The organism is Cedecea neteri, assembly GCF_000757825.1.
GTDB classification, from domain to species: Bacteria; Pseudomonadota; Gammaproteobacteria; order Enterobacterales; family Enterobacteriaceae; genus Cedecea; species Cedecea selenatireducens.
This window is the reverse complement of the sequence record NZ_CP009451.1, coordinates 3,239,047-3,252,939: the sequence shown is the minus strand read 5'-3', so window position 1 is coordinate 3,252,939 and position 13,893 is coordinate 3,239,047. Positions and strand designations below refer to the sequence as shown.

Genomic DNA, 13,893 nt, shown 5'->3' with positions numbered 1-13,893 from the left:
CTATCCGTTTAACCCCTGCAATGCTTTACGTATAAAGCCCTGATTTTTCGCCAGCACCTCGCTGGCCTCTTCGGCAGACAGGCCGCTCAGCAGCATGAAGATCGCCGTTTTACAGTGACGGTGGCAGGCATTGAGCGCCTCTTCTGCCTGCGCAGGGCTGGAATCGGTAGCCTCAACCACGATATTAATCTGGCGCTGAATCAGCTTGGCGTTGGTGGCTTCCACGTCCACCATCAGGTTGCCATAGACTTTGCCGCTGCGGATCATCGACCCGGTAGTGATCATATTCAGGATCAGCTTTTGCGCCGTACCCGCCTTCATGCGTGAAGAGCCGGTGACGACTTCGGGGCCGACCACGGGTTCGATGGCGATATCAGCCGCCAGGCTCATTTCGCTGCCGGGATTACAGGAGATTGCCGCGACGGTGGCGCCCACGCTTTTTGCATAGGCCATGGCGCCGAGCACGTACGGCGTGCGGCCGCTGGCGGCAATACCCACCAGCACGTCTCGCGCGCTAAAGTTCAGGTTCCGCAGATCCTGCTCGCCCATTTCACGGCTGTCTTCGGCGTTCTCCACCGCCTGCAAAATGGCCGGATGCCCGCCGGCAATCAGGCCGACCACCTGCTCGCGCGGGGTGCCGAAAGTTGGCGGGCACTCACTTGCATCCAGAATACCCAGCCGGCCTGATGTCCCTGCGCCGCTGTAAATCAGCCTGCCGCCCCGGGCGAATGCGGCCACGACTTTATCGACGACCTGAGCCACCTGCGGCAGCGTTGCCTCAACCGCCAGCGGCACCTGTTTGTCTTCGTTATTGATAACTTTGAGCATGTCTAAAGTGGGCAGCGTATCGATTTCCGCGCTCGCCGTATTGCGGCTCTCGGTGACCAGTTTGGTTAAATTAATCTTCATCGGGACATCCATTAGTGTGTTCTGCAGTGCATAGTATGGAATATTTTATTCCATGTGCGTGCGCATTATCACGAATATTTTATTCCAATGGAGGGAGAATAGCGGAATAACTCAGGCGAAAAGGCCGCCCTTTCGAGCGGCAAAGGAGGGAATCAGACGAGGCGGGCGAAACCGGCTTCGAGGTCGGCAATCAGTTCTTCAACGTTTTCCAGACCGATATGCACGCGCACCAGCGTGCCGCTGAAGTCTACCTTTCCGGCCGGGCGGATTTCATTCAGCTCTTCCGGCTGGTTGGCCAGGATAAGTGACTCAAACCCGCCCCAGGAATACGCCATATGGAACAGCGCGAAGTTGTCGAGATAGCCAGCAAGCTGTTCGTCCGTCAGGCGCTGTTTCAGCACAAAGGAGAACAGGCCGGAGCTGCCGGAAAAGTCACGTTCGAAGAACGCATGCCCAGGGCATTCTGCCAGCGCGGGATGGTTAACCCGCTCCACCTGTGGATGCTCTGACAGCCAGCGGGCAATCGCGAGGCTGCTTTCTTCATGCTGCTTCAGCCTCACCCCCAGCGTGCGCAGGCCGCGGGCGGCCATATACGCCGTATCGGCATCCAGCGTCTGGCCCATCAGGTAGGAATTTTCACGCAGGCGATCCCAACAACGCTCGTTGGCCACGGCCGTCCCCAGCATGCCGTCCGAATGGCCAATGGTGTATTTGGTCCCGGCCTGAATCGAGATATCTACGCCATAATCCAGCGCGCGGAACAGCACTCCGGCGGCCCAGGTGTTGTCCAGCATGATGACAATGTCCGGTCTAACGGCACGAATTGCCTTAATCATGCCGGGAACGTCCTGAACTTCCATGGTAATTGAACTCGGAGATTCAAGGAAAACGACGCGGGTATTGGGCTGGATAAGTTCAGCTATCCCGGCCCCAATCATCGGATCGTAGTACGTCGTTGAGACGTTAAATTTGCTCAGGATCTTATTGCAGAAGTCCTGTGTTGGCTCATAGGCCGCGCCGGTCATCAGGATATGGTCTCCGCCGCTGACGAAAGCCAGAATCGCGTTGGTGACCGCCGCCGCACCGCACGGATAAAGCGAGCACCCGGCGCCGCCCTCCAGGTCGGTCATCGCCTTCTGGAAGGAGAAATGCGTCAGCGTGCCTCTGCGACCATAGAACAGCTCGCCGTTTGCCCGGTTGGCGGTGGCAAATTTTTTGTCTTTTACGCTGTCAAAAACCAGCGAGGAAGCGCGCTGAATCACCGCATTTACCGCGCCCTGGGTGTAGCGTTTCTCCCGTCCGGCGGTGACCAGTTGGGTTTCAAGATGCATTTTCTGTTTCATAAAAATCTCCCGTTATTTCCTGATTCATTCCATTCAAAGGGCTTAGCCCGCAATACCGTCCGCCGCCAGCGGGGCGCTTGCCTGAGGTTCAGTGCGCTTCTTTCCGGCGAAGCGCTCAACGATTTGTGCCGCATTAAGATCGTGAATCACGTTGATGAGCGTGGCCGGGGCGTCGGTAATGGTGCCAAGCACCACCAGCAGCGGGATGGCCTCCATCGGCAGACCCAGCGTGGTCACAATAAAGATTTCCCCGAGGAACGCGCCGCCCGGCACGCCGCCAACGATAATGGCCGACAGCACGGCAATCAGCATCGCGAGGAAGAAGGTTTCGCTGGTAAACGGCAGGCCGAGAACCGAATAGATAAAGACGATTTTCAGCGCGGCAATCATCGCCACACCGCCTTTATTGAGGTTAACCAGCAGCGGAATCGAGACATCGACGATTTCAGGATTGATACCCATCGCCTTGCCCGCGCGCAGCGTAACCGGCAGCGTCCCGAGCGAAGAACAGGTGCCCAGCGCGGTGGCTGAAGGTTCAATGGCGTGCCGCCAGAACGCTTTCACCGCCGAGATCCCGCCGCCAATCCACGAGTAGAAAATGGAGCCAAGCACGTAATAGATAAGCGTTGCGGCCATAAACAGCCCGATGGCGCGGGCAAAGGTCATCAGCAGCGCGGCATCCTGACTTGCCATGGTGGCCGCGAAGTAGCAGCCCAGCCCGACCGGTGCCACCTGCATGATAATCGAGACAATTTTCATGATAACGGTGTTGGCATCCTGCAGCAGAGCGGCGATGCGCCTGCCCGCGTCCGCCGACTGGCCAATCGCCACCCCGGCAATAATCGCGATGACGATCAGCGCCAGAATGTTCGACTTGGAAAACAGGCCAACGAAGTCGCTGGTGGTCACCATGCTGACAAAATCCATCTCCCCCGAGCCGCCTTTCACCGAGTGAGAAAGATCGATGGTCACGCCCTGAGCCGGGTTGTACCAAAGTGCCAGCAGCACAATGCCTGCGGCAGGAATAAGCGCCATGGCGATGGAGACAATAAAAATAACCACCATGATGCGGCCAAGCCTTTTAAGATCGGTCATGCCGGCAATAGAAGACATCACGCTGACGCCAACCAGCGGCACAATAATCATAAACAACAGGTTGAGGAATATTTGCCCGACGGGCTGTAATTTAATGGCGTAAGTCGGGGCATAAATACCCAGCAGGCCACCGACAATAAGGGCAAATAAAAGAACAAATGATGATTTGTAGGGTTCGAGGCGTGTCCACATAAAGGATACCTTCTCAATAAAAGTAATAATAACTGGGACGAAAATCACAATTACCAACTACTGCAATTAAATCCCCGGGCTTTTGTGATGCAAATCACTAATGATGTATAAAATTCATTTTCTAACTTCTTTATTTACTACAGCGCAATAGTTACACTTTTGAAATTGGATTGGTATGGGGAATTAATACCGTTTCCGCAAATCACTTGTGAATAAAAGGAAAGAATGAGCGCGCCAATTTCACTCAAGCATCTCGAGGTATTCGTCAAAATTATCGATTGCGGCGGGCTGTCTGAAGCTGCGGCGCAGCTCAGCGTGTCGCCTTCGGCGGTGAGCAAGAGCCTGGCGGCGCTGGAGGATTTGCTGGGAACAACGCTTATCAAAAGAACGACCCGCAGCATTACGCTGACCGATGCGGGGCAATATTTGTTTAACCGCGCTAATAAGTTAATTAAAGAGTTCGACGATACGCTAAATACCACATCCAGCTATTACAATAATCCGCAGGGGGAATTACGCATCACCTGCTCGATTGCGTTCGGCTACGCCAGGCTGGTCAACCTGGTTGATAAATACCGGGCGAACTTCCCCGACGTGAATCTTTATATCGACCTTAACGATAACTTTATTAATCTTAATGAATCCGACTTTGATATCGCCCTGAGAATATCCACCTCTCCGCCGCAAAATTATGCCATGCGCAAACTGGCGCCGGTACGCTGGGCCTACTGCGCTACCGCAGACTACCTCAGCAAGAAAGGGATGCCGGGCAAACGCACGGACCTGGTGACGCACGACTGCCTGGTTTACCCTGGGTTAACGCCGCAGATTAAAACTACCGACGAGCACGAGCGGCAGCACCTGCTAAAAATGCGCACCCCAATCCAGGCCAACAGCAGCCTGGTGCTGCTTAAATCCGTACTGGAAAACCAGGGCGTCGCCTACCTGCCCACCTACCTGATTGGCGACCATATTCAAAAGGACGAGCTAACCCCGCTGCTGCTGGACGGCATCATCACCTACGAAACCCACGCGCTGTACGCCCTCTATTTCCCGAGCAAATACAGCAACCCGAAGGTCCGGTCGTTTATTGATTTCCTGGTGGAGCAACTTGCGCCGCAGCCCGCGTGGGACAGCTGGATCCCTTGACTATTCCCCTCTAGTTTTTATGTGTTATTATCCGCCCGTTTCCTCAACCGAAGTCACTCAGAGGCCTGATGCTGGAGAATGTAATCATCAGATAATCAGCTCCCCGCCCACCACGGGACGGACTGATTATCACTGCGCTTAATCCGTATGCGAACACACGCGTTGTGTTGGCACGTTTTGCACATGATGATGAAAAGGCTTTTCCAGTATGAATTTATCCCGTCAGGAACAACGTACCCTTCACGTTTTAGCGAAAGGGGGACGCATCGTTCACACCCGCGACAGCTCTGGCCGCGTCACCGCCGTTGAATGTTATACCCGTGAAGGCTTGCTGCTTAGCGACTGCACGCTGGCCGTGTTCAAAAAACTCAAAACCAAGAAGCTGATTAAATCCAGCAACGGGCAGCCGTACCGGATCAATACGACCGGCCTGAACAATGTGCGTGCCCAGTTGGATAACCGATAATTAGCGATGAGTCTGGATGAGTAAACGCTTTGAAGGGCTAAAACAAACAACGGGCCTACTGGCCCGTTGTTTCAGTGTTCGAGCGCGGCGGCTCGGGATTCTTCGATGCAATAATGGTTGAAGCGTTCGCAGAACCACATTTTTTGCTCGTGGCTCATGTTGCCGGTCACGGCCTGGAGATTCACCTGCTGCCCCGAAGCCTGCATATGCGCGAAGCTGCGCGCCAGAAAATCAAAATTCTTTACTGCCTGTAGATCTCTTTTCATCAGCATATCCCTTTGTGAGTTAACTTTTGGGTAAGTCATATGCTTCTGTTTTCAGTATCGACCCGTCCGCGATCATTTTTTGAACAATGGGTGCGCTTTTGAGCTTTTTTCGTTCGATATATCGGCACGCCTCGCAAAACACATCTCAACGCTGCCGAACCGGCCTTGCTAACTGCGCCGCCTCCAGCGTCAGCTTCGCGGCGGTAAACCTGTCGCTTCGCACGCCAAGCACCTCTTTTTCCCACAGCGGATTCAGCGGCACGTGGTAGCCCGCGTTCTTCGCCTGCATCACCAGCTCGGCCAAATCGTCTTTATTCTCAATGATGCACAACGGCTCGAAGCGCCCGATTTTGCACGGCAGCGCAAACGTGGCCGGATAGTTGCTCTCCGGGTCGGTCACCGGGTTGGCGTTGTCGGTTGCGTGATGCACGACTTTTTCGCCCTCTCCTGCCAGCGCCTGGTTAAGCACGCCGATCATCCGGCGAGCGCGTTCGCTGGTATTGCCTATCTCACCGTCGCTCTTGCGGTAGAAGCTCGCCGGGTCGTCATAGTCCCCACGCAGCGCCGCGTGCTCGGGAAGCGTGCGGTAATTTTCCAGCCGCTGGCGAAAAACCTGATGCGACACGTCCGGCACCTGCAAATTGTCTTCCGGCCCTAGCTCGCTAACGTGCGGGGCGATGACCATCAAATCATAATCTGCTGTGAAGGGCCTGGCTTCGGCATGCGGAGCAAGCACCTCCAGCGGCGTACCATGATGGGAAATTCGATATCGCGCCTCTCCGTTCCCCGGCAGGCGTTGGGCCTCAAACGCATAGCGCTCGCCGCCCGGCCCGCTGGCCCTGAGATGGCTCACGCCGCGGGTATTCTCCGGGGAAAGCTTATCGATAAGCCCGTGCTCAAACAGGTTATGCAGACGGCTTTGGGAAACCTCCAGCGGCACGGCTACGGCATGCCCTTCGGCGATACAGGCCTGCGTCTGCAAGTTGAATTTTGCGATTCGCTCGGGCGAGGCGTTCTCCAACTTGCTGAAACTCTGCTCCACGCAGATAAACCCTGCCTGCGGCCCCCACGAGGCGCTTTTCCCCTTGATGTGAAAACCTTTGGTCGGATGCCCGGCCTCGATCAGCGCCGTCGCCAGCTTGTCCACCGGGCGAATGCCGATAATGCAGTTGTGCTCCGAGGCCACGCGCTGGAGCGGGATAAGGTGTGCAGGCACGATGCCTGTTTTGTCTTTGACCTGAGAAACAAGCTGCTGGAGACTCGTGCCGGGGATTTTATTCTCTGCGGGCAGATGAAGCCCGGCATGGCGATACGCCACGGGGGTAGATTCCACTTTCATTTTTACGGCCAGGCTCCCGGCGATAAACAACAAGCCATTGAGGCTGCGGCCGGGAAAAGGCGGCCGGGGCAGCATCACGCGAAACATCACCCAGGTGAATGCTCGCGGATTGCCCCGCCGCCCCTGGTTTTGGTTAAGTCTTATCTTTCACCGTTTCGGTTCCACCGTTATTTTTCACCGAGGCAACGCCTTTGTCGCGGGACTGCTCCGTGGCGTACATCTGGCTGGTGCCAATCACCTGATGATTCCCGGCCTTGAGGTTAAAGTAGAACTTCCCGTTGCTGGCGACCTTCTTGTCGAAGCGCTCGTCCAGCGGGCTGTTGGTGCGCACCGAGGCGATGCCGTTGTCCGCCGAGGCGCGGGTTTTATAGAGCTCGCTGGTGAGGACCACTTCCCCGTTACCGGCCTTGAGCACAAACTTGAACTGCCCGTCGCTGCTTTTGCTTAATTCGAACCAACCAGACATGTTAACTCCTTGATTAAAATCATAAACAGTTAATAGATTGGGTGAACTTCAAAAACAGTATGTACGAAAAAAGAGCAAATCGCCCACTCCGCCAGCGAACCAGCGGGACAAATGTCCCGGCCACGATGCGGATTTCAGATCCCGCTGGCAGTTTTCGCGCTAATCTGTGGGCTGCGCGGGACGGGCGTCCTGTCCTTATTTGACGGGAAATTTTATAGTGAACACCATGAAAAACGAGAGCAGACAAAGCGACTGGCTCAGCGTCATTGAAAGAGTGACCGGCGACCCGACGCTGTATGAGCTGCTGAAGTATTGCCCGCTGGATATTCTGCGCAGCTGGCAGCTAAAACATTACCCTCGTGGCTCGCTGATCTTCCGCCAGGGTGAAACCTGCGATGAGTTCCACCTGATCGTTAAAGGGGAAATTGACGTTTTCACCACCGCCGACGACGGGCGAAAATATTCCCAGGCGCGCTATAAAAAGGGCGACATGCTGGGCGAGCTGGAAATCTTCGAGCGGCGGCAATACATCTGCTCGGTAGAAGCGGTTAGCGACGCGGCGTTATTAGTGCTGACGCGGGAAGATTTTATTCGCTGGCTGGCGTTAGACAATTACTTTAATCAAAAAATATTACAGGCCGTCAGCGTTCAATATTATCAGCTGTCTAAAAAGGCCGGGGAAGACATTCTTTATTCGTTACATCAGCGTATTTGCCTGGCGTTATGGCAAAAACACCAGCAGATCCAGGGCGACATCCTGCTTAATAAGCAGCAATTAAGCGAGCAGTTTGCGGTGGCGCCGCGCAGTATCAACCGGATTTTATCCGAGCTGCGGGAAGAAAATATTATTGTGATTCACGGCGAGCATATTCAGGTTATCGATCCTCAACGCCTGCGCCAGCACGCCGAACATTAAAAACAGCAGTAAATCCTGAGCCCGTTTACAGGGCTCGTTTAACGCCAGGTAAAACATCATGACCCAACTCCAGCCCCATATCCGGCTCAGCCGGGAGATGACGCACGCCCGTTATGCGCTCCTGCCGGGCGATCCTAAACGCGTGGAACACGTCGCTCAGTTTCTGGAAAACGTGGAAGACTTCGGCAGCAACCGGGAATATCGCGCCCTGCGCGGCTGGTTCCGTGGGGTGGAAGTGCTGGTGATGTCCACCGGCATGGGCGGGCCCTCTACCGCCATCGCCGTGGAAGAGCTGCGCCAGATTGGCGTCACCAACCTGATCCGCATCGGCAGCTGTGGGGCGATGCAAAACCACATCCGCCTCGGCGACCTGGTGATCGCCACCGCCGCCGTCCGGGACGACGGCACCAGCAATATGTACATCGACAAAGGCTACCCGGCCTGCGCGGACATCGGCCTGGTGCATCATCTTGCTCAACAGGCCAGACGCCTGGGCTACGCCAGCCACTGTGGCTACGTGCGCAGCCACGACAGCTTCTACACCGAACGCGAAGACGAGATTAACCAGTTCTGGTCCGGCAAGGGCATCCTCGCCGCGGATATGGAAACGGCGCCGCTAATGGTGGTCGGCGCGCTGCGCGGCTTACGCATCGCCTCCGTGCTTAACGTGGTCGTGGAGCACAGCGGCAATCTGGAAGAAGGCATTAACAACTACCAGCAGCAGGAACAGTCCTGCCTGCAGGGTGAATCCCGCGAGATCTTACTCGCCCTCGAAGCGCTCTACCTTGACAGCCAGGAGCAGTAATCATGGATTTCTTCAGCATTAAGAATGTGATGGTCACCATTCCGCTTGGCGAAGGCGGCTACGCGCTCTCGTGGATCGAAGCCATCGGCACCGTTTTCGGCCTGCTCTGCATCTGGTTCGCCAGCAAAGAGAAAATCATCAACTACCTGTTCGGCCTGATTAACGTCACGCTGTTTGCGGCGATTTTCTTCCAGATCCAGCTTTACGCCAGCCTGCTGCTGCAGGTGTTCTTCTTCGCCGCCAACCTTTACGGCTGGTACGCGTGGAGCCGCCAGAACGAAGCCAACGAGGCCGCCCTGAAGATCCGCTGGCTGCCGCGCAGCAAGGCATTCACGCTGGCGGCGGTGTGCCTGGTCGCCATCGCGCTGATGACCTTCTTTATCGACCCGGTCTTCGCCGTGCTGACCCGCATTGCGGTGGGCATTATGCAAAGCCTCGGCGTGGCGGTTGAGATGCCGCAGCTCCAGCCGGATGCCTTCCCGCTGTGGGATTCCGCGATGCTGATCCTGTCGATCGCCGCGATGGTGCTGATGACCCGTAAATACGTTGAGAACTGGCTGCTGTGGGTGGTTATCGACGTGATTAGCGTGGTGATTTACGCCATTCAGGGCGTGTATGCCATGTCGCTGGAGTACATCCTGCTGACGGCGATTGCGGTGATGGGATCTATGGCGTGGATTAAGAGCGCCCGAATGATTGGCTCCCGCCCGCTGGCTTAAATATTTTTATTCACTTCAAGGGCCGTTTAACGGCCCTTTTTTTATTCGGATATATCTTATTTATCAAGCCGGATGAAAATTAAAGGCTTTTTAAAAATCTCGAAATTTTCAGCGACCGTATTCAACCCGCTCAGCGCAATCATCTATGCTTTAGTTAAGGCATAGCAGCCAAATAATTTTTAACGATCGTTAGCCGGTCATTTGCACTCTCGCTTATCACCGCTAAATACGCTTTATTTTTCATTCAGGCCTCTCCCTTTAATCGTTCCCGACCACAGGATAAGCTCATGAAAATATTGTTTTTAAAAATCCTCACGCTGAATTTCAACCCACAATTTTACCTATCAGAGCAATCAAACACGCCGCAAAACGGTTTGTTATAACCAGCTTGCTGCCGCGCATAAGCCCGCAGCACAAAATTTCGCGACATCTGTCTCTTTGCATCATCCGATAAAAATACAGGGTTAAACGATGAACACGTTAAAAACGCTAAAACTGACGCTGTGTATTGCCGCCCTCGCCTGTACCGGGCTGGCGCAGGCCGCCACCGTGACCATGAACACCGTGGACGCCAACGGCACTTCAACGCCAGCGGGCACAATTGAATATCACGCCACCCAATATGGGGTGGTCTTTACGCCAAACCTGAAAGGCCTGCCGCCGGGTATTCACGGCTTCCACGTGCACACTAATCCGAACTGCGGCCCCGGCATGCAGGACGGCAAAATGGTGGCAGGCCTGGCGGCGGGCGGCCACTTAGATCCGGCCCACACCGGCAAACACGAAGGCCCGTGGGGCAACGGCCACCTCGGCGACCTGCCTGCGCTGTATGTAGACAGCGACGGCACCGCAACCTACCCGGTGCTGGCTCCTCGCCTGCGAATGTCTGACCTCAAAGGCCACTCGCTGATGATCCACGCCGGCGGCGATAACCACTCTGACCACCCGGCAATGCTCGGCGGCGGCGGCGCGCGTATGGTGTGCGGAGTGACGTCATGAGCAAGCGCGTCTTAACGGCGGTGTGTTTCACGCTGATGACAGGCGGGTTTCCGGCCCTGGCGAACGCCGCAGAGACTTCTATCGATGCGCCAAAAGGCGAGCATCTGCAAACCGAGCTTTATGCCCGTGGCGTGCAAATCTACCGCTGCGCGGCGACGGACGCCGGGGCCAAAACCGGGAGCTGGGTATTCCAGGCCCCGGAAGCGGACCTGTTCAGCGACAAAGGCCTGAAGCACCTCGTCGGCAAACACTTCGACGGCCCGCACTGGCAGGCCACGGACGGCAGCGTGGTCGCCGGAGCGCTGAGCGCCACTCGCCCGGCGAAAGATAAAGGCTCTATTCCGTGGCTGCTGCTGGCCGGCACCTCAGAGGCCCAGCCAGGCCTGTTCGCCAACGTGAGCAGCATCCAGCGCGTGGACACTCGCGGCGGCGTAACCGGCCCGACGAACTGCGACCCGGCGACGTTTGGCGCCACGCTGAAAGTGCCTTATACGGCGACCTATCGGTTTTATACGAAGTAGTAGCTTGCAAAGTCCTGGCCGGGAGGCCGGGGCTTCTGTTTAATGGACGTGACTTTATGAGTCACACCAGAACCCATCTCTGCCAGTTCATCAAAAAACCTTATCCTCTATAAAGGATAAATTGCATTTAACCCCCACAGAGGATAATCTTATTTTAACCCCTACAGGGGATTTTATTAAAATATCCGCTAAAGGGGATAATGATGAAAGTAACGTCACCGACCTCACTGGCTTACGCAGTCAAAGACCAACGAAAAATCAATAAACTGACTCAAACCAAAACCGCGGAGATGATTGGAATCAAGCAAACAACTGTCTCTGATTTCGAGAACAGACCAGAGTCCACCAAGCTGGAGACATTATTTAAAATCCTCTCAGCACTGGATCTTGAACTGCATGTGGTGAAAAAAGACACAAACATGGATGAGAGAGCAGCCGGGTACTGGAAAAAGGAGTGGTAAGAGATGAGAACACAAACTCTGACCGTTGCCATGAACGGCGATGTGGTGGGCACATTGTACCGGGACGGCAGCGGTGCGATGTCATTTCAGTACGTACCCGAGTGGCTGTCTGAACCCGGTGCACGCGCCATCTCGTTGTCACTACCCCTCCAGCACAGCCGCATAAGAGGAAAAGAAGTTTTCAATTTCTTCAGCAACCTTTTACCCGACTCCGAGGCGATTATTGCCCGGATGCAGGCCCGCTTCCATGTAGAAACAGCACACCCTTTCGATCTGTTAGCAAGTGTCGGGCGTGACTGCGTGGGTGCCATACAGCTTTACCCTCCTGGAAGTGACATCCCCTCCGTAATGGAAACGCTGGCAGAGCCGTTGGATGACTCTCAGATAGAAACCCTACTGGATGGTTACCAGATGGCTCCGTTGGGAATGGCAGAAGGCGCTGATTTTCGTATTTCATTAGCCGGAGCCCAGGAAAAAACAGCCCTACTCTGGTACCAGGCACGCTGGCAAAGGCCGCAGGGTAGCACCCCGACCAGCCACATTTTCAAACTCCCGATTGGCAGAATAGAGCAGAACAACATTGACCTGAGTGAAAGCTGCGAAAACGAGTGGCTGTGTTTGCGTATTGCCAGAGCGTTTGGATTCCCGGTGGCTAATGCAGAACTTGCCGTATTTGGTCAAAAGAAAGTGCTGGTAGTCGAACGTTTTGACCGAAGATGGTCTCGCGATGGTTGGCTGCTGCGGCTGCCCCAGGAGGACTTTTGCCAGGCATTGGGCGTTGCCCCGGCCCTGAAATATGAGTCACACGGCGGACCGGGCATCGCGGATGCAATGAAATTATTGTTGGGCTCTCGTGTTGCAACGCAGGATCGTGAAATATTCTTTAAAACACAGATCCTCTTCTGGATGCTGGCCGCTATAGACGGTCACGGGAAGAATTTTAGCTTGTTCATCGAGCCAGAGTCATCATTTCGTATGACCCCCTTGTACGATGTTATGTCTGCCTTCCCGATCTTTGAAACGGTCGGGATCCCTCTCCAAAAAGCGAAGATGGCAATGGCATTACAAGGGAAGAATCGGCAGTACCATTTCTCGATGATCCAACCCCGGCATTTCATCAGCACTGCCGATCATGTCGGATTTTCTCCGAAAACGGCGTTCGACCTTATGCAGGAAATGGCCGCTCGTACAGAGGAAGTTATCGCCACAGTTACAGCAGAACTGCCAGCCGACTTTCCCCAACAAATCAGCGATGCTATTTTCAATGGACTATCCCACCAGGCGGCGCGGATTATCAGAGGATAATATTTTAGACTGGCAGCCTTGCATCAGGTGGCTAACGCACTCCGTTAGCCGTGAAGCTGATAACCGGCATAATTGCGACAAGCAACAGCAGCACGCCGGTTAAGGTGTAGTGTAGCCGCTTAATAGCCGTGTTTTTTGCATAATCTATTCCCTGTTTAATCCAGAATTGATTGTGTGAGTCGTCTCCATACGGGAATGGACCATACCATGCTCCCATTGCGGTTGCGATGTTCCGGCGCGCTTATATCATCAGAGATAATGTCTTCTTAGTTATTCAACTCCATAAATTAACCCTCTTACTTAAACACCCAATAATAAATAAAATCATCCACACGACATTTAAATAAATTTAAATTTTGTGACCGAAAAACATTCTAAGACATAAAAAACAGATAACATAAAAACATTAATCATTCAGCATCAATTAGTTAGCCATGTAAAAAGAAACGATAATTTAAGAACCCAAGACTTTTTTGCCGATTTGACTCTCATAACTATAAAGCTACGTTCTTCGTAGTATCCAGCCAATTTTATTTATTTTAAGTTAGATCACGCACTAAGAAATAACCGTTAGATAAATAAGTGGAGGGAGTTATGAATGAGAATTGGCATTCAGCAGATATTATTGCGGGTTTACGTAAAAAAGGAACGTCACTGGCAGCCGTTTCGCGAGCAGCCGGGCTGGCTTCTTCAACATTAGCGAACGCGCTTACACGCCCCTGGCCTAAAGGCGAGTTTTTAATTGCCGGTGCGCTTGGTGTGCATCCGAGTGAAATCTGGCCGGAAAGATTCGCCACCCAGGGCGATAGCCGCCAGCCACGAGAAGCTTTGGCACAAACATGCGGCCCCGGCGTTAAAGATGGGGCGACAGAAAGTCATTAAAGATTCACCCTTTACGGCTGGTTTACCTTGATCAGCCATATCCATTCATCGTTTATAAGA

The 13,893-nt window shown here is 54.2% G+C and carries 16 protein-coding genes; 10 read left to right on the top strand and 6 right to left on the bottom strand.

Annotated elements, in window-relative coordinates:
• From murQ to JT31_RS15075, 3 genes are all read right to left on the bottom strand, one after another.
• On the bottom strand, positions 1–909 hold the full coding sequence (murQ, locus tag JT31_RS15085; RefSeq protein ID WP_038478753.1) for an N-acetylmuramic acid 6-phosphate etherase: 909 nt from the start codon (positions 907–909) through the stop codon (positions 1–3).
• A gap of 152 nt (positions 910–1,061) precedes the next feature.
• Positions 1,062–2,252: a cystathionine beta-lyase gene (gene metC / locus JT31_RS15080; RefSeq protein WP_038478751.1), complete on the bottom strand. Its 1,191-nt coding sequence runs from the start codon at positions 2,250–2,252 to the stop codon at positions 1,062–1,064.
• A 42-nt stretch (positions 2,253–2,294) separates the two neighbouring features.
• Positions 2,295–3,539 carry a dicarboxylate/amino acid:cation symporter gene (locus tag JT31_RS15075; RefSeq protein WP_038478748.1) on the bottom strand — a complete coding sequence of 415 codons (1,245 nt, stop codon included), beginning with the start codon at positions 3,537–3,539 and terminating at the stop codon, positions 2,295–2,297.
• A gap of 225 nt (positions 3,540–3,764) precedes the next feature.
• On the opposite strand from JT31_RS15075, the gene JT31_RS15070 reads away from it, so the two are divergent.
• Positions 3,765–4,688 carry a LysR family transcriptional regulator gene (locus tag JT31_RS15070; RefSeq protein WP_038478745.1) on the top strand — a complete coding sequence of 308 codons (924 nt, stop codon included), beginning with the start codon at positions 3,765–3,767 and terminating at the stop codon, positions 4,686–4,688.
• A gap of 208 nt (positions 4,689–4,896) precedes the next feature.
• The gene (locus JT31_RS15065) at positions 4,897–5,154 is read left to right on the top strand and encodes a YjhX family toxin (RefSeq protein WP_038478742.1); all 258 of its coding nucleotides are present in this window, start codon (positions 4,897–4,899) and stop codon (positions 5,152–5,154) included.
• A 71-nt stretch (positions 5,155–5,225) separates the two neighbouring features.
• Here JT31_RS15065 and JT31_RS15060 read toward each other — a convergent pair whose 3' ends face one another.
• The 3 genes from JT31_RS15060 to JT31_RS15050 form a co-directional block, all read right to left on the bottom strand.
• Positions 5,226–5,426, bottom strand: a complete 201-nt coding sequence (locus tag JT31_RS15060) for a glycogen synthase (RefSeq protein ID WP_038478739.1) — start codon at positions 5,424–5,426, stop codon at positions 5,226–5,228.
• 139 nt (positions 5,427–5,565) lie between these two features.
• A complete protein-coding gene (locus tag JT31_RS15055; protein WP_235212937.1) occupies positions 5,566–6,846 on the bottom strand; it encodes a CyaA/EF/ExoY family adenylyl cyclase toxin in 1,281 nt (426 codons plus the stop codon).
• 46 nt (positions 6,847–6,892) lie between these two features.
• Complete coding sequence (locus tag JT31_RS15050; RefSeq protein ID WP_038478736.1) at positions 6,893–7,225, bottom strand: YegP family protein; 333 nt, start codon at positions 7,223–7,225, stop codon at positions 6,893–6,895.
• A gap of 217 nt (positions 7,226–7,442) precedes the next feature.
• Here JT31_RS15050 and JT31_RS15045 point away from each other — a divergent pair, with 217 nt between their 5' ends.
• From JT31_RS15045 to JT31_RS15005, 8 genes are all read left to right on the top strand, one after another.
• A complete protein-coding gene (locus JT31_RS15045; RefSeq protein WP_419177761.1) occupies positions 7,443–8,141 on the top strand; it encodes a Crp/Fnr family transcriptional regulator in 699 nt (232 codons plus the stop codon).
• Between the two features lie 58 nt (positions 8,142–8,199).
• A complete protein-coding gene (locus tag JT31_RS15040; protein ID WP_038478733.1) occupies positions 8,200–8,946 on the top strand; it encodes a nucleoside phosphorylase in 747 nt (248 codons plus the stop codon).
• 2 nt (positions 8,947–8,948) lie between these two features.
• Positions 8,949–9,665: a nicotinamide riboside transporter PnuC gene (pnuC, locus tag JT31_RS15035; protein WP_038478730.1), complete on the top strand. Its 717-nt coding sequence runs from the start codon at positions 8,949–8,951 to the stop codon at positions 9,663–9,665.
• A gap of 471 nt (positions 9,666–10,136) precedes the next feature.
• Positions 10,137–10,664 carry a superoxide dismutase family protein gene (sodC, locus tag JT31_RS15030; protein ID WP_052049005.1) on the top strand — a complete coding sequence of 176 codons (528 nt, stop codon included), beginning with the start codon at positions 10,137–10,139 and terminating at the stop codon, positions 10,662–10,664.
• Positions 10,661–11,185, top strand: coding sequence for a DUF3455 domain-containing protein (locus JT31_RS15025; RefSeq protein WP_038478727.1), 525 nt, complete (start codon positions 10,661–10,663; stop codon positions 11,183–11,185). Before sodC ends, JT31_RS15025 begins: the two co-directional genes overlap by 4 nt.
• 200 nt (positions 11,186–11,385) lie before the next feature.
• A complete protein-coding gene (locus JT31_RS15020) occupies positions 11,386–11,646 on the top strand; it encodes a helix-turn-helix domain-containing protein (RefSeq protein WP_370527350.1) in 261 nt (86 codons plus the stop codon).
• Positions 11,647–11,649: 3 nt separating this feature from the next.
• Positions 11,650–12,951, top strand: coding sequence for a type II toxin-antitoxin system HipA family toxin (locus JT31_RS15015; protein ID WP_038478722.1), 1,302 nt, complete (start codon positions 11,650–11,652; stop codon positions 12,949–12,951).
• Between the two features lie 594 nt (positions 12,952–13,545).
• Entirely contained in the window at positions 13,546–13,833 is a 288-nt protein-coding gene (locus tag JT31_RS15005) for a helix-turn-helix domain-containing protein (protein WP_038478716.1), read from the top strand.
• The last annotated feature ends 60 nt before the right edge of the window (positions 13,834–13,893 follow it).